Annotated in this window: 22 protein-coding genes and 1 tRNA gene; 15 read left to right on the top strand and 8 right to left on the bottom strand. The window is 61.6% G+C overall.

The features are described from left to right. Positions 1 to 3: 3 nt before the first annotated feature. The 7 genes from DBV08_RS01955 to DBV08_RS01925 all read left to right on the top strand — a co-directional run bounded on the left by DBV08_RS01955 (position 4) and on the right by DBV08_RS01925 (position 5274). Entirely contained in the window at positions 4 to 381 is a 378-nt protein-coding gene (locus tag DBV08_RS01955; protein ID WP_095969158.1) for a CrcB family protein, read from the top strand. Further along, a complete protein-coding gene (crcB, locus tag DBV08_RS01950) occupies positions 378 to 722 on the top strand; it encodes a fluoride efflux transporter CrcB (RefSeq protein ID WP_095969159.1) in 345 nt (114 codons plus the stop codon). Before DBV08_RS01955 ends, crcB begins: the two co-directional genes overlap by 4 nt. A 97-nt stretch (positions 723 to 819) precedes the next feature. Further along, on the top strand, positions 820 to 2457 hold the full coding sequence (gene pgm / locus DBV08_RS01945) for a phosphoglucomutase (alpha-D-glucose-1,6-bisphosphate-dependent) (RefSeq protein WP_124566359.1): 1638 nt from the start codon (positions 820 to 822) through the stop codon (positions 2455 to 2457). A gap of 42 nt (positions 2458 to 2499) precedes the next feature. Continuing rightward, a complete protein-coding gene (locus DBV08_RS01940; RefSeq protein ID WP_124566358.1) occupies positions 2500 to 3753 on the top strand; it encodes an MFS transporter in 1254 nt (417 codons plus the stop codon). 25 nt (positions 3754 to 3778) lie between these two features. After that, on the top strand, positions 3779 to 4267 hold the full coding sequence (locus tag DBV08_RS01935) for a MauE/DoxX family redox-associated membrane protein (protein ID WP_095969162.1): 489 nt from the start codon (positions 3779 to 3781) through the stop codon (positions 4265 to 4267). Positions 4268 to 4309: 42 nt separating this feature from the next. Then, positions 4310 to 5053 carry a DsbA family protein gene (locus tag DBV08_RS01930; RefSeq protein ID WP_095969163.1) on the top strand — a complete coding sequence of 248 codons (744 nt, stop codon included), beginning with the start codon at positions 4310 to 4312 and terminating at the stop codon, positions 5051 to 5053. A 145-nt stretch (positions 5054 to 5198) separates the two neighbouring features. Continuing rightward, a tRNA-Ala gene (locus DBV08_RS01925) sits at positions 5199 to 5274 on the top strand. Positions 5275 to 5604: 330 nt separating this feature from the next. Here DBV08_RS01925 and DBV08_RS01920 read toward each other — a convergent pair. Both DBV08_RS01920 and DBV08_RS01915 read right to left on the bottom strand, forming a co-directional pair. Next, positions 5605 to 6948: a hypothetical protein gene (locus tag DBV08_RS01920; RefSeq protein WP_124566357.1), complete on the bottom strand. Its 1344-nt coding sequence runs from the start codon at positions 6946 to 6948 to the stop codon at positions 5605 to 5607. Positions 6949 to 7158: 210 nt separating this feature from the next. Beyond that, positions 7159 to 8004, bottom strand: coding sequence for an acyltransferase (locus DBV08_RS01915; protein WP_124566356.1), 846 nt, complete (start codon positions 8002 to 8004; stop codon positions 7159 to 7161). 451 nt (positions 8005 to 8455) lie between these two features. Here DBV08_RS01915 and DBV08_RS01910 point away from each other — a divergent pair, with 451 nt between their 5' ends. Beyond that, positions 8456 to 9571: an NAD(P)/FAD-dependent oxidoreductase gene (locus DBV08_RS01910; RefSeq protein ID WP_124566355.1), complete on the top strand. Its 1116-nt coding sequence runs from the start codon at positions 8456 to 8458 to the stop codon at positions 9569 to 9571. Positions 9572 to 9581: 10 nt separating this feature from the next. Here the strand turns inward: DBV08_RS01910 and DBV08_RS01905 are convergent, their stop codons facing one another. After that, positions 9582 to 12116 carry an alpha/beta fold hydrolase gene (locus DBV08_RS01905; protein ID WP_124566354.1) on the bottom strand — a complete coding sequence of 845 codons (2535 nt, stop codon included), beginning with the start codon at positions 12114 to 12116 and terminating at the stop codon, positions 9582 to 9584. Positions 12117 to 12294: 178 nt separating this feature from the next. Here DBV08_RS01905 and DBV08_RS01900 point away from each other — a divergent pair, with 178 nt between their 5' ends. The 3 genes from DBV08_RS01900 (at position 12295) to bluB (ending at position 14651) form a co-directional block, all read left to right on the top strand. Beyond that, on the top strand, positions 12295 to 12897 hold the full coding sequence (locus DBV08_RS01900; protein WP_124566353.1) for a lipocalin family protein: 603 nt from the start codon (positions 12295 to 12297) through the stop codon (positions 12895 to 12897). An 81-nt stretch (positions 12898 to 12978) separates the two neighbouring features. After that, on the top strand, positions 12979 to 14025 hold the full coding sequence (locus DBV08_RS01895; protein ID WP_124566352.1) for a GTP-binding protein: 1047 nt from the start codon (positions 12979 to 12981) through the stop codon (positions 14023 to 14025). Next, positions 14022 to 14651, top strand: a complete 630-nt coding sequence (gene bluB, locus DBV08_RS01890; protein ID WP_124566351.1) for a 5,6-dimethylbenzimidazole synthase — start codon at positions 14022 to 14024, stop codon at positions 14649 to 14651. Before DBV08_RS01895 ends, bluB begins: the two co-directional genes overlap by 4 nt. A 15-nt stretch (positions 14652 to 14666) precedes the next feature. On the opposite strand, the gene DBV08_RS01885 is transcribed toward bluB, so the two are convergent. From DBV08_RS01885 to glp, 4 genes are all read right to left on the bottom strand, one after another. After that, complete coding sequence (locus DBV08_RS01885) at positions 14667 to 16106, bottom strand: DEAD/DEAH box helicase (RefSeq protein WP_042450056.1); 1440 nt, start codon at positions 16104 to 16106, stop codon at positions 14667 to 14669. A gap of 228 nt (positions 16107 to 16334) precedes the next feature. After that, entirely contained in the window at positions 16335 to 16748 is a 414-nt protein-coding gene (locus DBV08_RS01880; protein ID WP_007731311.1) for a molybdenum cofactor biosynthesis protein MoaE, read from the bottom strand. Further along, on the bottom strand, positions 16741 to 17727 hold the full coding sequence (gene moaCB, locus DBV08_RS01875) for a bifunctional molybdenum cofactor biosynthesis protein MoaC/MoaB (protein WP_124566350.1): 987 nt from the start codon (positions 17725 to 17727) through the stop codon (positions 16741 to 16743). Before moaCB ends, DBV08_RS01880 begins: the two co-directional genes overlap by 8 nt. 28 nt (positions 17728 to 17755) lie before the next feature. Beyond that, a complete protein-coding gene (gene glp / locus DBV08_RS01870; RefSeq protein ID WP_124566349.1) occupies positions 17756 to 18958 on the bottom strand; it encodes a gephyrin-like molybdotransferase Glp in 1203 nt (400 codons plus the stop codon). 111 nt (positions 18959 to 19069) lie between these two features. Here glp and moaA point away from each other — a divergent pair, with 111 nt between their 5' ends. The 3 genes from moaA (at position 19070) to DBV08_RS01855 (ending at position 21448) form a co-directional block, all read left to right on the top strand. Next, positions 19070 to 20128, top strand: a complete 1059-nt coding sequence (gene moaA / locus DBV08_RS01865; RefSeq protein WP_124566348.1) for a GTP 3',8-cyclase MoaA — start codon at positions 19070 to 19072, stop codon at positions 20126 to 20128. After that, complete coding sequence (locus DBV08_RS01860; protein WP_124566347.1) at positions 20121 to 20378, top strand: MoaD/ThiS family protein; 258 nt, start codon at positions 20121 to 20123, stop codon at positions 20376 to 20378. Before moaA ends, DBV08_RS01860 begins: the two co-directional genes overlap by 8 nt. Before the next feature lie 314 nt (positions 20379 to 20692). Then, on the top strand, positions 20693 to 21448 hold the full coding sequence (locus tag DBV08_RS01855) for a hypothetical protein (protein ID WP_020969281.1): 756 nt from the start codon (positions 20693 to 20695) through the stop codon (positions 21446 to 21448). 13 nt (positions 21449 to 21461) lie between these two features. Here the strand turns inward: DBV08_RS01855 and nadE are convergent, their stop codons facing one another. Beyond that, positions 21462 to 22286 (bottom strand): ammonia-dependent NAD(+) synthetase, encoded by an 825-nt coding sequence (nadE, locus tag DBV08_RS01850; RefSeq protein WP_124566346.1) that lies wholly within the window; start codon positions 22284 to 22286, stop codon positions 21462 to 21464. A 68-nt stretch (positions 22287 to 22354) separates the two neighbouring features. Here nadE and DBV08_RS01845 point away from each other — a divergent pair, with 68 nt between their 5' ends. After that, positions 22355 to 22909 carry a nucleosidase gene (locus DBV08_RS01845; RefSeq protein WP_095969294.1) on the top strand — a complete coding sequence of 185 codons (555 nt, stop codon included), beginning with the start codon at positions 22355 to 22357 and terminating at the stop codon, positions 22907 to 22909. The last annotated feature ends 18 nt before the right edge of the window (positions 22910 to 22927 follow it).

Below are 22927 nucleotides of genomic sequence, written 5' to 3'. Positions count from 1 at the left end.
AGCATGGGTGATCTGAAACTGCCGGCTGCGGTAGGCGCGGTTGCCGTCGGTGGAGCGTTGGGTGCGCTCAGCCGCTTCGGTTTGGGGGAGCTCTTTCCTCACATCTGGACGACGCTGGTCATCAACGTCGTCGGCTCGTTCGTGCTCGGCGTTCTCGCGGCCCTCCTCGTGCACAACAAGGCTGGGTACCTCTTTCTCGGCACCGGGTTCTGCGGAGGGTTCACCACCTTCTCGTCATTTGCGGTTCACGCGGTGACGGAGAGTCCATGGCGATCGATTCTCTATGTACTCGGGACGCTTATCCCCGCGATCCTTGCCGCAGCATTGGGCAAAGGGCTCGGTGAGCGTTGGATCCGCACGCGGGACGGAGCGTCGGCATGACAGTTCTCCTGGTGGCACTCGGCGGCGGCGCGGGTGCGAGTGGCCGGTACCTGTTGGCGCGGTATGTGCCCGCGTACAAGGGATTCCCGGCTGCGACGTTCGCCGCGAACGTGATCGGCTGCTTCCTCCTCGGATTGTTCACCGGAGCAGCTCTTTCCACCGAGATGGCCGCTCTCCTGGCGACAGGCTTCTGTGGTGGCCTGTCCACCTACTCGACCTTCGCGACGGAGAACGTGGGCATGGTCGAGCGGCGCCAGACGACGCTTTCGCTGATCTACATCGTCGTCAGTCTGATCGTCGGCTTGTCCGCTGCGTGGGTGGGGATCCAGATCACGGATTGACCGATCCGGCGCCGAGCGTGCACGCCACGCAGCCAGGGTAGACAATTGTCCACAGTCGCGTCGACACAGTGGTCGACCACCGGGCCGAGGGGGATTCGTGGCGCACGAACGAGCAGGACAAGTGGCTCTGCCGGAGGATCTGATCGACGTTCCTCATCTGGTTTCCGCGTATTACACGCGCACCCCGGATCCCGAGAACCCGATGCAGCAGGTACTTTTCGGCACCTCCGGACATCGCGGTTCCAGCCTCGATTCCGCCTTCAACGAAGCCCACATCCTGGCCACGACCCAGGCGATCGTCGAGTACCGCGCTTCGCAAGGTATCGACGGGCCGCTGTTCATCGGCCGAGATACACATGCTCTGTCCGAACCCGCCTGGCTGTCCGCGTTGGAAGTCCTCGTCGCCAACGACGTCGTCGTGCTGGTCGACTCACGCGACGCCTACACGCCCACCCCCGCTGTGAGCCACGCGATCTTGCGATACAACTCGACGGGGCCGGAAGCCAAGGCCGACGGCATCGTCGTGACGCCTTCGCACAACCCGCCGCGCGACGGTGGCTTCAAATACAACCCGCCACACGGTGGGCCCGCGGACACGGATGCGACGTCGGTCATCGCCGATCGAGCGAACGAGCTACTGCGCAAGGGGCTTTCCGGGGTACGGCGTGTCACGGCGGCGCAGGCACTGGACCGCGTCGAACGCTACGACTTCCTTCGCTACTACGTCGAAGACCTTCCCTCGGTCCTCAACCTCGATGCGATCCGCGACGCCGGAATCCGGATCGGTGCAGACCCACTCGGCGGTGCAAGCGTCGACTACTGGGGCGCGATTGCCGAAACTCATCGACTCGATCTCGAAGTGGTGAATCCTCTCGTCGATCCGACCTGGCGGTTCATGACGCTCGACACCGACGGCAAGATCCGCATGGATTGCTCGTCGCCCGACGCGATGGCCTCGCTTATCGGGATTCGGGATCGCTACGACATCGCGACCGGAAACGACGCAGACTCCGACCGCCACGGCATCGTCACGCCCGACGGCGGTTTGATGAACCCGAATCACTATCTCGCGGTTGCCATCGAGTATCTGTTCGCGAACCGACCAGGGTGGGGTGCAGACACCAAGGTGGGCAAGACACTCGTGAGTTCCTCGATGATCGATCGCGTGGTCCGCAGTTTGGGCCGCGAATTGCTCGAGGTTCCAGTCGGTTTCAAGTGGTTCGTTCCCGGTCTGCTCGACGGGTCTGTGGGATTCGGCGGCGAGGAAAGCGCCGGAGCGTCCTTCCTCCGCCATGACGGTTCCGTCTGGACGACGGACAAGGACGGCATCATCCTTGCGTTGCTCGCGTCGGAAATTACCGCGGTGACAGGAAAGTCTCCGTCGGCGCACTACGACGCGTTGGCCGAGAAGTTCGGGAGCCCGGCCTACGCACGGATCGATGCGCCGGCAACACGCGCACAGAAGGCAGTCTTGGCAAAACTGTCTCCCGATCAGGTGAGTGCGACCGAACTGGCGGGTGAACCGATCACTGCGACACTGACCGCGGCGCCTGGAAACGGCGCGGCGATCGGTGGTCTCAAGGTGACGACGGAGAGTGCATGGTTTGCAGCGAGGCCGTCCGGCACGGAGGACGTGTACAAGATCTATGCCGAGTCGATGAAGGGTGCCGATCATCTGGCGCAGGTTCAGGCAGCGGCCAAGGACTTGGTGTCCGGCGTCTTGAAGGCGAACTAGCTCGCGGAGCGTTCGTGTCGCCCGGCTAGAATCCCGGGCGACATGAAAACTCGTGCAGCCAAGCTGCCACAGGAAATTTGGGTACTGGTCGCCGCCAGCTTCGTCATCGCCCTCGGATTCGGATTGGTCGCTCCGGCGCTACCGCAGTTCGCGCGCAGCTTTGACGTATCGGTCACCGCCGCCACGATCGTGATCTCGTCTTTCGCATTCATGCGACTGGTGTTCGCGCCGATGAGCGGCACTTTGGTACAAAAGCTCGGTGAACGGCCGGTCTACATCGTCGGCCTTCTGATCGTCGCGGTGTCGACCGGTGCGTGCGCCTTCGCGGGGGAGTACTGGCAACTTCTGCTGTTCCGGTCTTTGGGCGGCATCGGGTCGACCATGTTCACCGTGTCGGCCCTCGGGTTGATCATTCGCATGTCACCGCCGGACAGCCGTGGACGCGTGTCCGGCCTGTACGCGACAAGCTTTCTCATGGGTTCGATCGGCGGCCCGCTGGTCGGTGGTGCGCTGTTGCAGTTCGGTCTGCGGATGCCGTTCATCATCTACGCGATTGCGCTGGTGATCGCCGCGCTCGTCGTCTTCGTGAGCCTGCGCGGGTCGCACCTGGCGTCACCGGACAAGGCCGTCGATGTGAAGTCGATGACTCTCACCGAAGGCCTCCAGTCGCCGGTGTACCGGGCCGCCCTCGGATCGAATCTCGCTTTCGGCGGTGTGATCTTCGGAGTTCGCGTTGCCATGGTTCCCCTGTTCGTCGTCGAGTTCCTCGACCGGGACCCGTCGATTGCCGCCTACGCTCTCACGATCTTTGCCGTCGGAAATGCGTTGGTGTTGATCGTTTCCGGACGACTCTCGGACCGCTTCGGGCGTAAGCCCTTCGTCGTGAGCGGTCTGCTCATTTGTGGTCTGGGAACCATCGCAATGGGATTCACGGACAACCTCGTGCTGTTCTTTGCCATCGCTGCTGTGACGGGCGTCGGCTCCGGGCTCATGAGTCCGGCTCAGCAGGCAGCGGTTGCCGATGTCGTCGGGTCGACTGCCCGCGGCGGACCCGTTCTGGCGGTATTCCAGATGATGTCGGACATCGGCGGCGTAGTGGCACCGATTTGTGCCGGTCTGATTGCTCAGCATGTGTCGTACTCGGCAGCATTCGCCGTGATGGGGGCCGTAGTCGTCGTGTCGGCGACGGGCTGGTTGTTCGTCCCGTCGCGAACGAAGCCTGTCGAGTCCGTCGTCGAAGATCTGACCGATGTGACGGCGCTGACGGATACTCCTGCGCGGACAAACCTGGACTGACCGGGCATTCTGTACTCTCGATCGGGTGGCAATTCGTATCGTGAGTCTTGTAGCCCGATTGGGTTTGGCGGCCGTCTGGCTGATTTCCGGGGGGCTCAAATTCCTTGATCCCGTGCAGACGAAGATCGCGGTGCGTGCTTATCAACTCTTGCCCGAGTCACTGGTCGGTCCGGTGGCAACGGCGCTTCCCCTCGTCGAAATAGTCCTTGGTCTGCTCATTCTCGTCGGGCTGGCGGTGCGAGTATCCGCCGCAGTCTCGGTGGTGATTTTGACGGTTCTCATTGCGGTGATCATTTCGGTGTGGGCCAGAGGATTGTCCATCGACTGTGGATGTTTCGGCGGCGGAGGCGCAGCCGACGTAGGCGCTTGGGACTATTTGAAGGAGATTCTCCGGGACCTGGGCTTCTTGGCACTTGCCGTCTGGCTGCTCGTGTTCCCGCGTTCGCCGCTCGCATTGGGGCCGGGATCACGTGCGCCGTTCTCAGTGGATACTCAGTCTTCAGTGGCAAGGTAAGCAATCGGTAAATCGTTTCGACGCACGAAGGACTGCATCAGCGTGAGCACCAAGAGCAGCAAGAACAAATATTCGCCGGAACCGGTCTCGAGCCGCTCCACCTACATCATCGGTGGCCTCGCGGTGCTCGTGATCGCGGCCCTCGTCATCGGCGGTGTCTTGTGGACGAACAGCAAGAACAAGCCCCAGAACGACGGCTACGGCTCCGTGCAGAATTCCGAAGTTGCCGTCACGGTGCAGGACAACGGCGTGGTGCTGCTCGGCAAGCCCTCCGCCGCGACGACCATCGATCTCTTCGAGGATCCGCTGTGCCCGGCCTGCGCTGCGCTCGAGCACCTCAGTGGCCAGGCTCTCGCGGCCGCCGTCGACAACGGTGACGTCGCTGTTCGTTACCACATGCTGAACTTCCTCAACCGGGCGTCGGGCAGCGGTGACTACTCCACCCGGGCCGGCGCGGCGCTGCTGTGCGTCGCTCAGAGTGGCGACGCAATCGCGTACTCCGCATTCCACACAAAGCTTTTCGCTACCGACACGCAGCCTGCCGAAGGTGGCAGCAGCGACCACACCAACGACGAGCTCGCCCAGATTGCTCGTGATGCGGGCGCATCCGACGACGTGGCAACCTGCATCTCTTCCGGTACCAACGTCGAAGCCGCCGCGGCCAACGCCGCAGCCGCCAGCCAGGCGCTCAAGGATGTCGGGTCCAACGGCACCCCCACGGTCGTGGCGAACGGCAAGATCGTTGACACGGGCAGCAGCGACTGGGTTTCCAAGCTCTCCTCCTGAGCTGAAGCGGCCGCTCCGACGAGGAGCGGCCGCCTCGCTCTGACCAGGCGATTTGTTGCCCAGGAGTCAAGTGGTGTAACTTTCTTCCAGCAAGCGGAAAGCAGTAAAGCCGCTGCGAGTTCGACTGTTAGAGTGAATTGAATACGGGGCTATGGCGCAGCTGGTAGCGCACCACACTGGCAGTGTGGGGGTCAGGGGTTCGAGTCCCCTTAGCTCCACCAAAAAAGACCAGGACTGAGGATTTTACTCGGGCCTGGTCTTTTTGTATTCGGGAATGTTGTCCTCACTCTGTCTTACGGCATCAGAAAGTGCGGCCGAAGCGGCAACTAACCGATCGTCCGACACGCGCCCGTAGACCGCCTGCGTCATGCGTTCCGAATTTTCTGCGCTCATTCGCTGAAATCAGCAACCGTCACCGACAAGAATCTGGCAACAACCTGAAGTCCTCCGTCAAACCGAGAAGCGGCTCGCCGTATCCTTGCCCACCGAGTGAGAGTTTCATCGAGCCAGCGTCACTGACTACGACGGCCGAGCATCATGCCCGGTCGTCGTCAGCTCGTCGGCGTTCCTATCGGATAGCCGTCGGCGTATGAGAGAACGCGAGGGGACAACCGCCGCATTGGTGGAATCCGCAGTCGTGGGGTGAAACCCGGTCCAAGTTGCAAGGCATAGGTGCCGCGACGTCCCTGAAACCGGCCGATTAGTTCGCGTACCGTTGCTGCGTCGCCAGCCAGATCAGGAAAGAGCACCTTATCGATCTGTTCTTGGATTGTGGTCAGGGCGGGCAAAGCCTGATCGATCATCGTCACAACGCTCGGATCAGAGGTCATTGCCAGCAGTTCCGTGCGTTTGTACGCCTTGTCCATGACACCGCTCGATTCCTTCATCCACCCTCGGTCCATCGTCACGGCGACTGTAGGATCTTGATCCACTTCGACAGCAACCCGGAGGCTCGCTGCCTCCATGCTGATGTGCAGCATGGTGTGGCGTAGTTCAAGTAGCCAGCGGTATCCGTGGCACCCCGAATACAGACCATGAAACAGCTCGGTGAGCTTGGCGTATTCAGTAGACGGTTTCCCGAATGAGTCCTGTGCCGCCCAGTACGTCTGCATCTGATGGATATGAAACGCATTCGAGGCAGTGAGTGTCGCGGACCGAATTCGGTGCGCGAACTCGTCGGACAGGTCCGGGTTGTGCATAGGAAAACTTCCATCAGCTAAGGCGACAAGAGCCTGCTGACGATCTTCTCTAAATACCCCCACGGAGTCCTGGACGTACCGCAGCAAATCCCGATTGAGCTTCTTGGTAAGACGCTGATACGCCGTGGAATATCGCTCGTGCTCCTCCGACGAGAACTCGCATACCTGCGTGTAGATCACTTTCGCGTCAACTGTCGGATCTGAATATCCCAAAACTGCGCCATGCTTCGAGGCAGCGTCGTCCTCGGCGTGGCGTGCTGCCACCGTCGACTCGAGCTCCTCTTTGGACTCCTCCATGCCGGTCGTGGCGGAGTCGAACCGCCGTGCGATCTCGGCGTCATTCGGGAGGCTGCTCGCGATCCAGCCTTCAATTTCGCCGATCGCTCTGTCGATAGTGGCAGTGATTGCCAGCCGAGCATCGCTCGCGGACAGGTCTTCTTCGATCCCTGACCGAGCGCAGAAACCCACTGACACGTTCATGACATCCATCACCAAGATGTTCGCCGCAGTACCCCTGAGCGGCGGGGACAGCTTCACTTGCTCCTTCAGCTGAGCGAGCGCCAATTCGCAGAAATCGATCGCTGTCGTCGCTTCGATTTCACCGAGTGCATCACGAAGCGCACTTAATCTGAGACCCCAGTCTCGAACCTGTTCTTTCGGATCAATCGATTTCGTTGCCTCGGATGCAGTCTCCATGCGGTTCACGATAGGCCGCACTTCTGACGAACGTCAGACTTCTCGCGGACCTAACTCTGGTCGCATGACCGCTTCCAGCTCAATTGGGTGAGAAACCGTCCCAGATTGGGAATTGTTCAGGCCGTGTGTCGTCCGTGCTCTCAGGTGTTCCGCAACAAAGCCACGAGCGCCACGAGTAGCGCCAGAACTGCGACCAGGATTGTCAACATCTCAGTTCGCCATCGATCCGCCTTGGAGGCACTCAGCCGCGTAGTCCATAGACCCGTCGCTGTAAATGCCGGTTCCTGGCTGGTAAAGCGAAGTGTCAGCGCACCCGACGAGTTCGCTTCCGCCAGTTCCTGTGGCTCTGCCTTCGGAATCAATCGAATTGGGGTACGGGTTCGGCAGCTTATCGACTGGATTCGTCGTCGGTACGGATTGCGGAGCTTCTGTCGTGGGCTTCGGTGCCGGGGCGGTGCTCTCAGCTGTGGCGGTGACAAGCATTCCCTCCGGCACTCGCCACTCGATCCGAACATCTTGCCCGCTGAGGTTGGACTGGTAGCCGATGAACCGCGCCGTGTGCGGAATATCAAGTGTCACTGCACCGTCGGCGGAAGAATTGGCGGGGAGGTCGATGAACTTGCTACTCCCCGGACTCGAACAGGGATTCGCGTCAGACAATGCGATGTTCTTGACGACTTTGCCGCCCGCGTCGACGTAGTAGAAGTCGGAAGGCCACAGCCATTCAGTGCTTGGCGCAGCTCCGATCTCAATGGATGCGGAGAATCGATTCTTGCTGACGAGTCCAGGATGCTCACTGTTGAGCGGACAGCCCTCGATTGAAAGAGCTGTGTCGGACACGGCGAGCAAGAGCGCGCCGGCTTCATCCTTGACCTCTGCTCGCTGGCCGAGGTCGACCTCGACAGCCCCGCGCTTGTTGGTTGGATCTGCTGATGCCGCGACGGACTGCGATGAGGCTTCGGGGCGCGCCGCGTCGTCATCGGTCGATGAACAAGATGTGGCGAGGACGCTCGCCGCGATGGCACTCAATAAGAGTGTCGTTACACGAGGATTCATGCCCAGATCAAACCAGACCAACTGGACGTATTTTGTCCAGAGGTGTGATCGAGGTCGGCAGTCAGGACCATCGAGGCGTGGCCGTCATCGCCTGAGAGTGCCCTAATGCTGTCCTACGACAACAGATACCAGGTTGACAGGCTTCGGACACATGAGACGGAAAAGACTTTGAGCGTGGACGTTTCGGACGCACTGAACACAGACGCACAGCTCTATTCAAACTGGCAGTTTGGGGGTTGGGGTTCGAGTCTCGTTAGCTCCACCCGCACAAATGCTCTAAACCAATCGGTGCAGAGCATTTATTGTTGGCACCTTTGTTGTATGAAGCACAGTTCTGCATCGATGTGTCGACCGCCATAACGCCAGGGCGTCAATGTTCAATAACGTCCGCGATGAGGCTTGATCATCCCGTGCATTCTCGGCATGGGGACCGTCGGCGGAACGGAGAACCATGAGTGCACACGTGGTGATAATCGGGGCAGGATATGCGGGCGTCATGGCAGCGAAGCGACTGCTGCGAACTCGGTCGGACATCACGGTGAGCGTCGTGAATCCGCGCCCACACTTCGTGCAAAGAATCAGACTCCATCAGATGATCGCAACTGGCTACGACGCGACGGTCTCGTTCGACAGCGCATTACCGCGTACGGCACACCGAGTATTCGGAACGGTGACGGACATCGACGCCACGGTCAGCAGGCTTACGCTCGACAACGGCATCGTGCTCGACTACGACTACTTGGTCTACGCAGTCGGAAGTAGGCAGTCGCCCAGCACGATCGTCGGGGCGGCAGAGCATGGGTACAGCGTCGCCGAATTCGAGGACGCGACCCGACTCGAATCCAGGCTGTCGACCCTCGACGAGAAGGCTGCCATCTGCGTTGTCGGCGGCGGTCTCACCGGAATCGAGACAGCCGCAGAATTGGCTGAGCAGCGAAGCAACCGAATCACTTTGGTGACGGGTGGGATCGTGGCCCCGGACCTGTCCGAGCGTGCGCGATCGGCAATTCTCAGAACGTTGACCGATCTCGGGGTCGATATTGTCAGCGAATCGCGGGTGACGCGGATCGACGGTTCGTCGTGCGAGCTCGCGGGAGGCGTGCGGGTGAAGGCCGAGTGCACGATTCTCGCAACAGAATTCGGTGTCCCGGAGCTGGCCCGTCGAAGTGGCCTCCCCGTCGACGATCTCGGTCGCCTGAAACTGAACGACCGACTCGAATGCCCGTCCCACCCCAACATCGTCGGTGCGGGTGATGCGGTCACAGTCGGTGAGAACTCACTGAGAATGAGTTGTCAGGCCGCGATCCCCTTGGGAGTTCATGCGGCAGAAACAATCCTGCATCGACTCGACGGTTCCGCGCCGCACCCGGTGACTCCGAAGTTCGCAGGCAAGTGCATCAGTCTTGGTAGGCGGTACGGGGTGTTCCAGCGGACGACTCGCGTCGACGAAGCAACGAGGATGTTCATTGCAGGCAGGGCAGGTGCATTCGTCAAGGAAAGAGTCTGTTCTTCGACGACCGACTGGGCTGTCACCCCGCGCCGCTCTCTCTTCTACAGCTGGACATGAGCAGCGCTGGTCACGCTCGATCACAGACCCGATCGATGATCGCTGCAGTCTTGCGGACGTACGGTTGACGGACGACGTCTTCGTGACACGCGTCGACATCGTCGAAATCGAGTGAGCCCGTGGCGATGAGTGACCAGATCTCGCGTCCACGGTTGTTGGTGGCTCCACGGATCACCGTGACCGGCGCGGCGCATGCTCGTATCCGATGCTTCCGGAGCGCCTGGCCTCCGATGTAGAGGAACACAGTCCACTGGGTGGCCGGCGGGTACTGCAGAATGCCGGCGAAGAGTGTGCGGATCCACATAGCGGCGACGGTGCGTCTGGCCGGCTTCCATCGGGTATTGGTGGATGGCTGTGGGGCAAGGTCGACGATCGACGGATCCAAACTGATTCCGGCTCGGGTGGCCAGTCGGGTGGCAGTTTCGGTGGAGATTCTGGTGTCGAGAACGGTGACGTGCTCGACGGTGTCACCTGATTCGGACAGCTGTGTTGCCATTTCCAGCGCCACGTAGCCGCCGTACGAGTATCCGGCCAGGAGGTATGGCCCGGCGGGCTGAATCTTCTTGATTTCGAATATGAAACGGCGTGCGCTTGCTCTCACCGACCGATCGGGCAGTCCGCGAGATTCGAAGCCGTGTGGCTGAAGTGCGTAGACCGGGCGATCGGTGTGGAGCGCTTTCGACAGGGTGGACAGGGTCGTCGAGGGGCACCCCGCTCCGTTCATGATGAACAGCGGTCGCCCAGTCCCTTCGAGCTTCAGCGGAACCATCGTGTTGTGACAGACGCGATCATCGGGATCGATTCTGCACCGATCTACCAGCGCCGCAAGTTCTTTGACGGTGCTCGCGGCCGCGAACTCCGCCGTCGTGATCCGGATCCGGAACATGTCGTGAATCTTTGCCACCACTTCGGTGGAAGCGAGCGAATCTCCGCCGAGTTCGAAGAAGTCGTCCTCACGGTCGACGGAATCGATGCCGAGAATCGACTCCCAGATCGATGACAGCCACAACTCGGCGGGCCCGGCGAGAGTCGGTGGAGTGGAACGCACCTCGACGGACGGCAGCGTCGTTCGATCGACCTTTCCCCTCTCGTTGCGGGGCAACGCTGCCATCGGAACAAAATGTCGGGGAAGCATCCAGGCCGGCAGATTTCTCGCCAATTCGCGCCGCATCTCGGCGCCCGAGCGTGCCATCACGGCTTTGTTCTGGACTACGTAGGCAACGATCTCCGGTCGATCGTTCTCGAGAACTGCACCCACGAAAACATCGGCGATGCCGGGGATTCGACGAATGTGCGACTCGACCTCCGTCGGCTCTACCAGGTATCCCCGAATCTTGACGGCGTCGTCGACGCGTCCTCGGAGTTGTAGTTCGCCGCGTTCGTCGATACGGCCTCGGTCACCGGTCCGGTAGATACCGACTCCGTCGCCGAGACGAGTGAATCGTGTTGCAGTGCGCTCGGGGTCGTTGTGGTAACCGTCGGCAAGATCGGTCGAGACAACCTGTATCTCGCCGATCTCTCCGTCGGGGAGAGGCACGCCGTTCACATCGACGATCTGGACGTCCTTGCCGTCGCGGGCCCGTCCGGCCGGAACCACTCCGGCGGGTAGTTGGGAGTATGGCGGGAACTCGTTGTATGCGATGACACCTGTCTCGGTGGTGGCCAGCCAGTTGACGTACGTGACGCGAGCGAAGCCGTGACTGCGATGGCGCGCATAGTCCTCGCCGTGGACTGCTTCTCCGTACGTCACGACGACGCGGAGGGAACCGATCGAATCATCTTTTGCTTCCTCGCCTTCGAGATCCGACCACACCCGAAGAAAGGATGGTGCACAGTGCGCAGTCGTGATCGAATTCTCGATCAGCCAGTCGTCGATGCCCGAGACGCCGTCGATACGTGGATCCCAGCAGAAGACCGTGACTCCGTTCATCAGCCCCATGATCAGTGCCGTGATTCCGGCGCCGAAACTGACGGGCAGCAGGTTCCCGATGTGATCGTCGGGTCGCAGGTCGATTGCCGCGGCAAGTTCGTCGGCCTTGTTCAGGCACATGGAGTGGCTCAGGACGACTCCCTTGGGCGTCCCACTGGTGCCTGACGTGAACGCGATCATGGCAGGGTCGGAACTGGACGGTTCGAGCGCGTTGTCGAAACGGAATCCGGTCGCCGCTGATTCGTCGAGGATCGATTGCAGCGCGACGGCCCCTGAGGTGCTCATGATGTGTGCGCGCCTGGCGTCGGGGAGTTGTGGGTCGATCATCACCAACGGTCGGCCGGAAATCAGAGTAGCGAGGATGGCGGGCACCGATTCGGCGGTTGGTTCGAGATCGACTGCAACCGGGCAGGCCCCCTGTGACCCGCGCAACCGAAGTTCGCGGACCAAAGCGTCGGTTCGAAGTTCGAGTTCGGCGAAAGTGATTCGGTCGCGCGGAGTCACGACGGCAACGGCGTCGTGCTGCATCGACGTGACTCTGCGCCACCTCGACTCGATCGTCTCGTCGATGACTGCATAGCGAGTGCGTTCTAGACCTAAGTCGACAACCTTCATCACAGTAGCTCCGTCCGACTTTCAGCTATCTTTTAGCAAAGACTACATAAGGTTTGTGAAAGAGGTCCATAACAAACCGAAAGTAGTTTTCCATACGTCCCCATCCTTCAGGCCGACTGCTCCGAATACTTTGAGGAACCAATGCCGATCGAGCGTTGCGCAGACGAGGAGCAGTGACATGAAGTGGTCGGGGCGAAGTGCGATTGCGATTGCGGGAGTGTGTGCCGCAGTATCGATGTTTTCGGGAACCGCGCAGGCGGACCCACTCTGGGAGCCCCTGCAGCCGGTGCCGAATCTGGACGCCGCGCGCTACGTAGGGGAGTGGAACCAGGTGGCGGCGATTCCTCAGCCGTTCAACCTCGCGTGCGCGAAGGACACCCGGGCGAGTTACGGGCTGGTCGATTCCTCGAACGTGAGCGTGAAGAACACGTGTACGACGTGGACCGGTGAAGCCAACGAGATCGTCGGGAATGCCCGAGTTACCGATCCAGCAACGGGTGCTCAGTTGCATGTGAGCTTCCCGGGGGTGCCCACTCAGGAAAGCTTGGACGGTCCGCCGAACTACATCGTCACGTACATCGCCGACGACTATTCGTGGGCACTGGTGGGTGATCCACTCCGGCTTTCCGGATTCGTGCTCTCACGGTCCCCGATTGTCGACGCGGCAGGCTGGAGCGAGATCCGCCGGGTCGCCGAATCCCGTGGTTACAACGCGTGCACGATCTTGACGTCACCGACCACCGAGGGTACGTCGGACATCCGTCCGCTCTGCACGGTGTGAGCCTGCCGTCAGCGTGAGCCTTCCGAAGCCACACTCCACTACGATCACTGATCGGTAGGTGTGGTTTCGGAAGGTTGTGTGGTGGCGAAGAAGCAGATTCCCGTAATTGTCGTCGCAGGCTTTCTCGGTTCGGGCAAGACGACGCTGCTCAACCATCTTCTGCGCAACAACGACGGCGTACGCATCGGCGTGATCGTCAACGACTTCGGCTCCGTCAACATCGATTCGATGATGGTCGCCGGTCAAGTCGATTCGATGGTCTCCCTCAGCAACGGCTGTCTGTGCTGCGCTGTCGACGTCTCCGACATGGACGAGATGCTGAACAAGCTGGCGCACCGGCAATCCGGGATCGACGTGATTGTCATCGAGGCCAGCGGGTTGGCCGAGCCGCGGAACATGATTCGACTCGTCCTCGGAAGTGAGAACCCGTCCGTCGTCTACGGCGGCCTGGTGGTGGTGGTCGACGGAGCCAATTTTTCCACCGTTCGCAGCGAGCATCCCGAACTCGATCAACATGTCCGTCTGGCAGACCTGGTGGTAGTCAACAAGATCGACAGCGTTCCGGTCTCCGAGCGCGAGCGATTCACGGTCGGAATCCGTGAGTTGAACCCGCGAGCGCCGATTGTGGAAACATCACATTCGCGGATAGACCCTGCTCTGCTGTTCGATACCGGAGAGGTGACCCCTCCGGCTCCGGGCGACCAATTGAGCCTGGATGAACTCCTGCGTGACGAGCACGGGCACGAAGACGGCTCGTGTCATCACGATCACCTGCACCACCGTTACGAGTCGGTTGATTTCACATCGGAGGCGGCTCTCGACGCCAGGGCTCTGACGCATTTCCTCGAGAATCAACCGCCGGGCGTGTACCGCATCAAGGGATTCGTGAACTTCGAGATTCCTGGTTACACAGGGAAATTCGAGATCCAATCGGTAGGTGATCATGTTCGGATCACGCCGCTGCGGTGGAAGTCCGGCGAGCCTCGAACCACGCAACTGGTTGTGATCGGCACCGGGATGGACTCGGGAGCGGTCGGCAGCGCGCTCCGCAACTGCGTGCGCGAAGAAACGGTCGAACCGCACCCCGACGCCATGCTGGGATTGCACCGCTATACCGTCGGGGCGTGAGTGAATCAGCTGTATCCGTGTACGAAGCGATTCGGCGACGCCGAGACGTTCGCGCCGAGTTCTCGGGAGAGATCGTCCCCGACGAAACTCTGATGCGCATTCTCGACGCCGCTCATCGCGCGCCGAGCGTGGGAAACACGCAGCCGTGGGATTTTGTCGTCGTTCGGAATCCGGAGACGCTCGACACCTTCGCGGCACACGTCGCCGAAGCCCGGCTGCATTTCGCGCAGTCATTGCCCGAGGATCGCCGCTCGACGTTCGATCCCATCAAGATCGAGGGAATCGCCGAGAGCGGTACCGGCATCGTCGTCACTTACGACCCTTCACGCGGTGGCCCCAACATCCTCGGCCGCCACACCGTCGACGACACCGGACTGTTCTCGGCGGTACTCGCAATTCAGAATTTGTGGCTCGCTGCGGTAGCCGAGGAGATCGGGATCGGCTGGGTCTCGTTCTACGACGAGAAGTACCTCACCGAACTCATGCGCATTCCGTCACCCGTTCGCCCCATTGCGTGGCTGTGCGTCGGGAAGGTGACTGAGTTTCAACAGGTTCCGGATCTCGAGCGTTTCGGATGGCGACAGCGCCGGCCATTGGCCGACGCTGTCCATTACGAAACCTATTGAGTTGTGTGGGGCGGCCTAGCGAGCGGGGCGGCCACCGGTGGAGCCTGCGGTGCGAGCGCCGCCGCCCGTGCGGGGACGGCGAGCGCCGCCGCCTGCATGTTCCTGACGGGCAGCTCCGCCGGTGCGAGCGCCGCGTGACTGACCGCCCTGTCCGGAGCGAGCCTGACCCGACCGTGCTGCGCCGCCGCGTCCACCCTGGCCGGCGGGACGCTGTCCGCGTCCACCGTTCGGCTGGGCCGGAGCCTTCGGAGCCGGTGTGACGTGCGGAGCGATGTCGCCGACCAACTTGACGACGTGCTCGGAGTTGGCAGTCGAACGAACCGGGGTCACCTTGATGGCTGCCTTCCGCATGAGGATCGCGAGATCCTTACGCTGCTCGGGCAGAACCACGGTGACCACGTCGCCGGCGCTGCCTGCGCGAGCGGTGCGACCACTGCGGTGCAGGTACGCCTTGTGCTCGGCCGGCGGATCGACATGGACGACCAGTTCGACGTCGTCGACGTGGACGCCGCGCGCTGCGACGTCGGTGGCGACGAGGACGCGCGCTTCACCGGCGGAGAATGCCGCCAGGTTACGGTCGCGAGCGGCCTGAGAGAGGTTGCCGTGCAGGTCCACTGACGGGATGCCCGACTCGGTGAGCTGGCGAGCCAACTTGCGTGCCTGGTGCTTGGTGCGCATGAACAGGATGCGACGACCGGTACCGGAAGCGAGCTTCTCGACCAGAGCCTTCTTGGCTTCGACGCCGTCGACGTCGAACACGTGGTGCGTCATTGCGGCGACGGGGGAGTTGGCCTCGTCGACCGAATGCATGACCTCGTTCTTGAGGAAACGCTTGACGAGCTTGTCGACGCCGTTGTCCAGCGTTGCCGAGAACAGAAGGCGCTGCCCGTCCTGCGGGGTGGACGAGAGGATGCGGGTGACGACGGGCAGGAAGCCGAGGTCGGCCATGTGGTCGGCCTCGTCGAGCACGGTGATCTCGACGGCGTCGAGGCTGACGAACTTCTGCTTCATGAGGTCTTCGAGGCGACCGGGGCAGGCGACGACGATGTCGACTCCGGCCTTGAGAGCCTGAACCTGGCGGTGCTGCGAGACGCCACCGAAGATGGTGGTCACGCGCAAGTCGTATGCGGCGGCCAACGGTTCGAGGGTTGCGGTGATCTGGGTGGCGAGCTCACGCGTCGGTGCGAGCACCAGGCCGAGCGGTCGACCCGGACGACGCTTGCCTCCGGACAGTTCGCCGGCGAGGCGGGAGACCATGGGGATGGAGAACGCGAGGGTCTTGCCGCTTCCGGTCTTTCCGCGGCCCAGTACGTCGCGCCCCGAAAGAGTGTCGGGGAGGGTGTCGATCTGGATCGGGAACGGAGAAGTGATTCCGCCGTCTTCGAGAGCTTTCACCAGCGGTGCGCGCACACCGAGGGCTGCGAAGGTGGTAGCGGGCGTAGAGATGTCAGACAAGTGTGTTCAGAGCCTTTCGGGCACGTGTTCGTGCCCGGATGCCGACACGGGAATTAACCGGTCGAACAATCAAGCACAGTGGTGGCGGCGCTGCCGGTCGGCAGGCTTCTTCGCCGTAAGAAGAGCGGGTGCATTGAGCACTCAGCAAGAAAATTTGCGTTCTACGACGCTGGATGCCCGATTTCAGGCACCTAGTGATCGTAACTCTACCTTCTCGGAGCGTTCGACCTACAACCCGACCCATTCGGAGACGCCGTTCGCGAAGTGTTGCCGCTTCCAGATCGGTACCTCGTGCTTGATGCGCTCCACCAGTTCGGCGCACGCGGCGAACGCCTCCGCTCGATGCGGGGCGGCGACGGCGGCGACCAGTGCGAGGTCACCGATCTCGAGGTGACCGACGCGATGGATCGCAGCAACCGGCAGGCCGGTCGAGGCTGCAACCTCTTGGCAGCACGTCTGGAGGAAGCGTTCGGCATCCGGATGCGCTTGGTACTCCAACGCTGAAACTGCTTGACCTCCATCGTGATTGCGCACCGTTCCCGTGAACACCACAACAGCGCCGTTCTTCGGACCGGCAACGGCGGCGTCGACGGTGTCTGCGTGAATCGGTTGCTCGGAGATCCGAGCCAGTAGCTCACTCATCGTGTGCTCCTCCGCCTGCGACCTGCGCGAGCAGGTGATCGATGATGGGTTCGAGGACGGCGAGACCGTCCTTCACTCCACCGGGAGAACCCGGAAGATTGACGATGACCGTCGTACCTGTGAGACCTGCCACACCACGGCTCAGTGACGCGTGCGGGGTCTTCTCGAGGCCCTTGGTTCGGATCGCTTCTGCGACCCCGGGCAACTCACGGGTCAAGACTGCCCGGGTAGCTTCCGGGGTTGCGTCCGTGGGGGAAGCGCCGGTGCCGCCGGTGCTGATGACAAGCGACGGGGAGCCCTCCTTGGCGTCAGCGATGCCCGCCGCGATGTCTGCGTCGGCGTACACGAGCGGTCCACGCACCTCGAAGTCCCGCTCGCGTAGCCAGGCTGCGATCGTCGGTCCGGTGGTGTCGGGTCTGGTTCCGTTGGCACCGCCGGTGGAAGCGACGAGGACGGTTGCGGACCGTGGCGAGGCGAAGGCGTGCGCCGGAGATGTCTGTGAGTTCTGAGTGTCGCGGGTCCAATGTCCGTGTTTACCACCGTCTTTGGTGAGCAGGCGAACACCGTTCATAGTGGCTCCGGGATCGACCGCTTTGACCATGTCGTGCAAGGTCAGGCCGGCTACCGCGACGGCGGTGAGTGCTTCCATCTCGACGCCGGTCTGTCCGCGAGTCTTTGCCGTCGCTTCGACGGTGATCGAGGTTTCGGTGAACCCGAATTCCACCTTGACTGACGAAAGCGCGAGCTGATGACACAACGGGATCAGCTCGGACGTCTTTTTTGCACCGGCGATTCCGGCAATGCGCGCGGTGGTGAGGACATCGGCCTTGGGCATGCCGTCGGCGCGGACGAGGCGAACTACCTCGGCGGTCGTGACGAGTTCACCGGCAGCGACGGCGATGCGCGTCGTCTCGGCCTTGGCGCTGACGTCGACCATGCGCGCTCGGCCTTCGCCGTCGACGTGTGTCAATTCGGTCATGAGTGTCCTTTGAATCAGATCGAGTGAATCAAATCGAGGAAGTCGAGAGCGGGACGACGTCGACGAGATCGCCCGCGCCGAGTTCGGTCACGGCAGCGGGGACGTCGATCAGGACGTCGGCCCACGCCATTGCTGCAACGAGGTGCGAGCCGGGTCCGGCCACGAGTTCGATACCGTCCGCAGTTCTGCGCGCGCGCAGGAACTGGCGCTTGCCATCAATCGAGTGCAGCGGTGCAGTCAGTGGCAGCCGTTCGCGCGGGATCTCGGGCAGACCCGCGGCCCGGCGCAGTTCGCCGCGGGCGAAGATCTCGAACGAGACCATCGTGCTGACCGGATTGCCCGGGAAACTCAGTACCGGCACTTCGTTCACGACTGCAGTGCCTTGCGGGCCACCAGGTTGCATTGCGACGTGGCCGAAGTGTGCACCCAGAGGGGTGAGAGTTTCCTTCACCACCTCGAAGTCGCCCATGGACACCCCACCGGAGGTGAAAACCAGATCGGCGACCGAGGTTGCGTACGAGAGTAATTCGCGGAACTCGGCGGGGTCGTCGCTGCTTCGGGCGACGGAGACGACATCGGCACCGTTGGCTTCGGCCAATGTTGCCAAAGCTGGGCCGTTGGAATCGTAGATCTCGCCGGGTTCGAGAGTTGTTCCGGCACTTTTCAGTTCGGCGCCCGTCGTAATTATCGCGACCCGTGGCTTCGTGTACGTGTCGAGCGAGGCCAGGCCCACAGCGCTCAGCGCGGCGATATGGCGAGGTTCCAAGTGTGTTCCGGCCGTGACCAGTAGCATTCCGGTAGTGATGTCGCTGCCACGTTCGCGAACGAATTCGCCTACAGACCTGCCCCGTTCGATGGTGACCACGTGTTCGGTGACGCCCGTCGTGTCCTCGACGGGAACGACGGCGTCGGCACCCTCGGGGAGCGGCGCACCGGTCATGATGCGAAATGCCGATCCTGGAAGGTGTTTCGGTGGTTTTCCGCTTCCAGCGGCGATCACGCCTCGAACCGTCAGTGTGGTCGGAACCGAGGCCACAGAAGCAGCATCGACCGCATATCCGTCCATCTGTGAGTTGCGGAAGAGGGGCAGGTCCACCGGCGATGCGATATCCGAGCAAGTTATGCGCCCCAACGCTTCTGCCGTCGGAACCGCCGACGGAGAGAGGGTGTGCAGGCCCGTGAGCAATCCGGAGATGTGCGACGCGTGTTCCTCGACCGAACGCGCGCTCATGACAGTAACCTCGACAACCTCGACATGTTTTGATCCTAGGCGGTGTGGTCCGTCCGACACACGGAGTACGGCTTTCGGTCATACTGGAGCAATACGGAAGTTGGTGAAGTGATGACAGTGGTCTCGATGGGAATTCCCACCGTGCGGTTTGACGCTGCCTCCCTCGCCGGTCGTCCCGAGACGGATCTCCTGGTCGACAGGTTCGGGCGTGTTGCCCGAGATCTGCGAGTCTCGATCACCGAGAAGTGTTCACTTCGTTGCACCTATTGCATGCCGGAGGAAGGCTTGCCGGCCATCGCTGCGGAAGACCTTCTGAGTGCCGACGAGATCGTTCGAGTAGTCGGAATCGGTGTCGAACGAGTCGGTATTCGCGAGGTGAGGTTCACCGGCGGCGAACCGCTGATGCGTAGTGACCTCGAAAAGATCATCGCTGGGTGCGCCGCGCGCGTGCCAGGAATTCCACTTGCCATGACCACCAACGCCGTTGGGCTCGAACATCGTGCCGCAAAGCTGGCTGCAGCTGGTTTGACCCGCGTCAATGTTTCCCTGGATTCGGTTGATCGCGCCCACTTCGCGGAATTGACGCGTCGAGACAGGTTGCCTTCGGTTCTCGCGGGAATCCGAGCGGCCGCGGTGGCTGGCCTGGCGCCGCTCAAGGTAAATGCCGTTCTCATGCGCGAAACGCTCCACGGCGCGGCGGACCTTTTACAGTGGTGCCTCGACGCCGGAGTCGAATTGCGGTTCATCGAACAAATGCCTCTCGATGCAGACCATGCTTGGGCGCGCGAGAACATGGTGACTGCGGCTGAATTGCTGTCGGTATTGAGTGACCGTTTCGAATTGGACGCAATCGGTCGCGAAGACCCGTCGGCTCCTGCTGAAGAATGGCGTGTCAACGGGACTGAAATGACGGTGGGGATCATCGCTTCGGTGACGCGCTCGTTCTGCAGTGATTGCGATCGGACGCGAATGACTGCAGAGGGGACAATTCGGTCATGTTTGTTCAGTGACCGTGAAGTTGATCTGCGTGCCGCGCTCAGGGCCGGAGCAAGTGATGACGAACTTGCGGATTTGTGGCGCGGTGCGATGTGGAACAAGTGGGCAGGGCACGGCATCGACGCCGCGGACTTCGTTCCGCCGGAAAGAAGTATGGGAGCGATCGGTGGCTGATCCGCATTCGATCTCGGTTCGTTACTTTGCTGCTGCAGCGGATGTATCCGGTTGCCGTAGCGAGGCAGTCGCCATTTCGCCCGACAACACACTTGCCGAGTTGGTGGCGGTCTTGGTCGGGCGATACGGACCGGAGATGGAGCGAGTGCTGTCGGTCTCGGCTTTCCTCGTCGGTGACGAGTTGACCCGCGACGTCTCTCGAGCCTCCGGTAGCGCTGTCGATATTCTTCCGCCTTTCGCTGGAGGCTAGTCCGAGAATTGCCGGCGTAGCTATTTGTGGGCTGCCGACGTATTGTCCTTTTTCGGTTTTCCGGTCCAAATATTTATATCTTGATCACTCCAGCTCGAGTGGCATCTATCTCCGTTTTCTCCATTGTTGGTCAATTGTCCAGCATTGGTCGTTTTGTTTGGTTTCTCCTACTTTTGGGGGAGCGAATGCACTTCTAATTGCCAAGGTGAATTGTCATCTGTTTGGATGACAAAAGAAATACCTTCGCTGTTGGTAATTGTCGACATGTGTTAATTTTGGCGCAATTCCACTCGAGATATGTGAAAGGTATTTCAATGTCGATTAATTCCACGCGCCGTGTCGGAGTCGTCGTAGCGCTCCTCGGGGCAGCTGCACTCACCGCTCCGGCAATTGCTACTGCGCTTCCGTCCACCGGTTCTCTCGGCTCTTCTGCGCCGGAAGCCTCGTGCTCGACCCTGTCCACCGAAGCGACGCCGAACGGGTGGGGCATCCCGTTCACCGACGAGAAGGATCAGACCGCGTCGTACTCGGCCGACAACGTTCTCGACAAGGACGGTTCACTGAAGCTGGCCGTCGACGGTACCGGCGATCGTTCGGTTTCCTACCATTCGGCCGGCGGTATCAAGCTGTCCGACGCAGTCAGCAAGGCGATCGGTTTCGCCGAGCGCGCCGCCACGCCGACTGCGGCGTTCCAGCTTCGCCTCACCGGAACCACCGGCGGAAAGTTCGAGAACGGATTCACCACCCTGGTGTGGGTCCCGGGACCGGACGCGACGCCGACGGCTGACGGCGGCGTTCACGCGGATCTCCAGAAGGGCGTGTGGTGGAGCACTCAGAACATCGACGGCGCCAAGGACCGGGTGTCAGTGCCTTTGGCTGACATCGTCGCCGCGAACCCGAAAGCGGTAGTCGACCACTACGGCGTCAGTGTCGGGACCGGCTCCGCTGCCACCTCGACGCTGGTCGATGCGGTGCAGTTCAACGGATGCACCACCAACTTCGCGAAGAAGGATCCGGCTTCGGGAACGGGTTCGCTGGGCGACGTCTTCGGCAGCCTGTTCGGTAGCTAGTCGCTGGTAAGAGTTACTTCCACCAGTCATCCAGGGGTGTGACCGGCACCGTGCGCTTGTGACGAGTGTTGGCGAACATCTTCTCGAGCTTTTCGGCTACCTCGGAGGAAACGTCCTTTCCTTCGAGGTAGTCGTCTATCTGTGAGTACGTGACGCCGAGGGCAACTTCGTCGGGCAGCGCGGGTCGGTCGTCCTCGAGGTCGGCGGTCGGCACCTTGCGCCACGTGCTCTCGGGTGCGCCCAATTCCTGCAGTAGCGCAGCGCCCTGACGTTTGCTCAGGCCGGTGAGCGGCGTGATGTCGACGCCGCCGTCACCGAATTTCGTGAAGAAGCCGGTAATCGCTTCTGCGGCGTGGTCGGTACCGATTACCAGGTAGCCGAGCTGACCGGCAATCGCATACTGAATGACCATTCGTTCGCGCGCCTTGATGTTGCCGCGGACGAAGTCGCGCAGTTCACCGTTCCCCAACGCCTCGGAGGCCTCACGGGCTGTGGCGTCGGCACCTGGCTTGACGTTGACCGTGAGTGAGCGGTCCGGCTTGATGAATCCGAGTGCGATCTGAGCATCGGACTCGTCGGCCTGAGCACCGTAGGGGAGTCGAACGGCGACGAACTCGGCCTCGTGGCCTTCTTCACGAAGTTCCGTGACCGCACGTTGGGCGAGGGCGCCGGCGAGCGTGCTGTCCTGACCGCCGCTGATTCCCAGAACGAATCCTTTGGCGGGGGTCGAGCGCACGTAGTCCTTCAGGAACTGGACTCGCGCGCGAACCTCCGCTGCGGCGTCGATTGTCGGCTTTGCGCCGAGTTCTTCGATGATGCTTTCACGCAGTGTGGCCATGAATGGACTCTAGCGATGTGAGCAGGCGCGCGCAGTGCCACCACAACGTGGGCGGTACGGTCGCGCACATGAGTGCGAACAACGTTCTGGTGGTCAGTGCGACGAAGTCGGAAGCGGCCTATGTGCCGCAAGGATACGAACTGCTGATCACAGGTATTGGAAAGGTCAGTGCTGCAACAGCAGTCGCCTCTGCTCTGGCGCGGTACGAGCGGGAAGATCTGCCGCTGGTCGTCAACATCGGGACCGCCGGTGCGCTGCACGCGCACCACGGCGGCCTCTATGTTCCCGGCGTCGTCATCAATCACGACATCAGCAGCACCGCGATCCGAGCGCTGGGGCACGACGTCGCGGACCGTTTGGTGCTCGCCGACGGAGACGACTCCGTGCTGGCGACCGGCGACGCATTCATTGCCGACGCTGCGACCCGGGACGCCCTCGCTCAGCGAGCCGATCTGGTCGACATGGAGGGTTTTGCCATCGCCTTCGCCGCGCAGGCCGCGGGTGCCACCTGCCGGCTCGTCAAACACGTCAGCGACCATGCGGACGACTCGGCCCTGGATTGGCCCGCGATGATCGATGCCAGCGCCCGCGAATTGGGACGCTGGCTGGTGAACAACGTCTGATCAACCTGCAGCGTCCGA

Origin of the sequence: Rhodococcus sp. KBW08, from assembly GCF_003852455.1 — a bacterium.
Lineage (GTDB): Bacteria > Actinomycetota > Actinomycetes > Mycobacteriales > Mycobacteriaceae > Rhodococcus_F > Rhodococcus_F baikonurensis.
Note: the sequence above shows the minus strand (reverse complement) of the source record. Positions and strands in the feature narration are given on the sequence as shown.

Bases quoted from the DNA above. Each gene is read 5' to 3' on its own strand.
- DBV08_RS01955 (WP_095969158.1), top strand. From the start codon at position 4: ATGGGTGATCTGAAACTGCCGGCTGCGGTAGGCGCGGTTGCCGTCGGT.
- crcB (WP_095969159.1), top strand. From the start codon at position 378: ATGACAGTTCTCCTGGTGGCACTCGGCGGCGGCGCGGGTGCGAGTGGC.
- DBV08_RS01940 (WP_124566358.1), top strand. From the start codon at position 2,500: ATGAAAACTCGTGCAGCCAAGCTGCCACAGGAAATTTGGGTACTGGTC.
- DBV08_RS01920 (WP_124566357.1), bottom strand. From the start codon at position 6,948: ATGGAGACTGCATCCGAGGCAACGAAATCGATTGATCCGAAAGAACAG.
- DBV08_RS01915 (WP_124566356.1), bottom strand. From the start codon at position 8,004: ATGAATCCTCGTGTAACGACACTCTTATTGAGTGCCATCGCGGCGAGC.
- DBV08_RS01910 (WP_124566355.1), top strand. From the start codon at position 8,456: ATGAGTGCACACGTGGTGATAATCGGGGCAGGATATGCGGGCGTCATG.
- DBV08_RS01905 (WP_124566354.1), bottom strand. From the start codon at position 12,116: ATGAAGGTTGTCGACTTAGGTCTAGAACGCACTCGCTATGCAGTCATC.
- DBV08_RS01900 (WP_124566353.1), top strand. From the start codon at position 12,295: ATGAAGTGGTCGGGGCGAAGTGCGATTGCGATTGCGGGAGTGTGTGCC.
- DBV08_RS01880 (WP_007731311.1), bottom strand. From the start codon at position 16,748: ATGAGTGAGCTACTGGCTCGGATCTCCGAGCAACCGATTCACGCAGAC.
- moaCB (WP_124566350.1), bottom strand. From the start codon at position 17,727: ATGACCGAATTGACACACGTCGACGGCGAAGGCCGAGCGCGCATGGTC.
- glp (WP_124566349.1), bottom strand. From the start codon at position 18,958: ATGAGCGCGCGTTCGGTCGAGGAACACGCGTCGCACATCTCCGGATTG.
- moaA (WP_124566348.1), top strand. From the start codon at position 19,070: ATGACAGTGGTCTCGATGGGAATTCCCACCGTGCGGTTTGACGCTGCC.
- DBV08_RS01855 (WP_020969281.1), top strand. From the start codon at position 20,693: ATGTCGATTAATTCCACGCGCCGTGTCGGAGTCGTCGTAGCGCTCCTC.
- nadE (WP_124566346.1), bottom strand. From the start codon at position 22,286: ATGGCCACACTGCGTGAAAGCATCATCGAAGAACTCGGCGCAAAGCCG.
- DBV08_RS01845 (WP_095969294.1), top strand. From the start codon at position 22,355: ATGAGTGCGAACAACGTTCTGGTGGTCAGTGCGACGAAGTCGGAAGCG.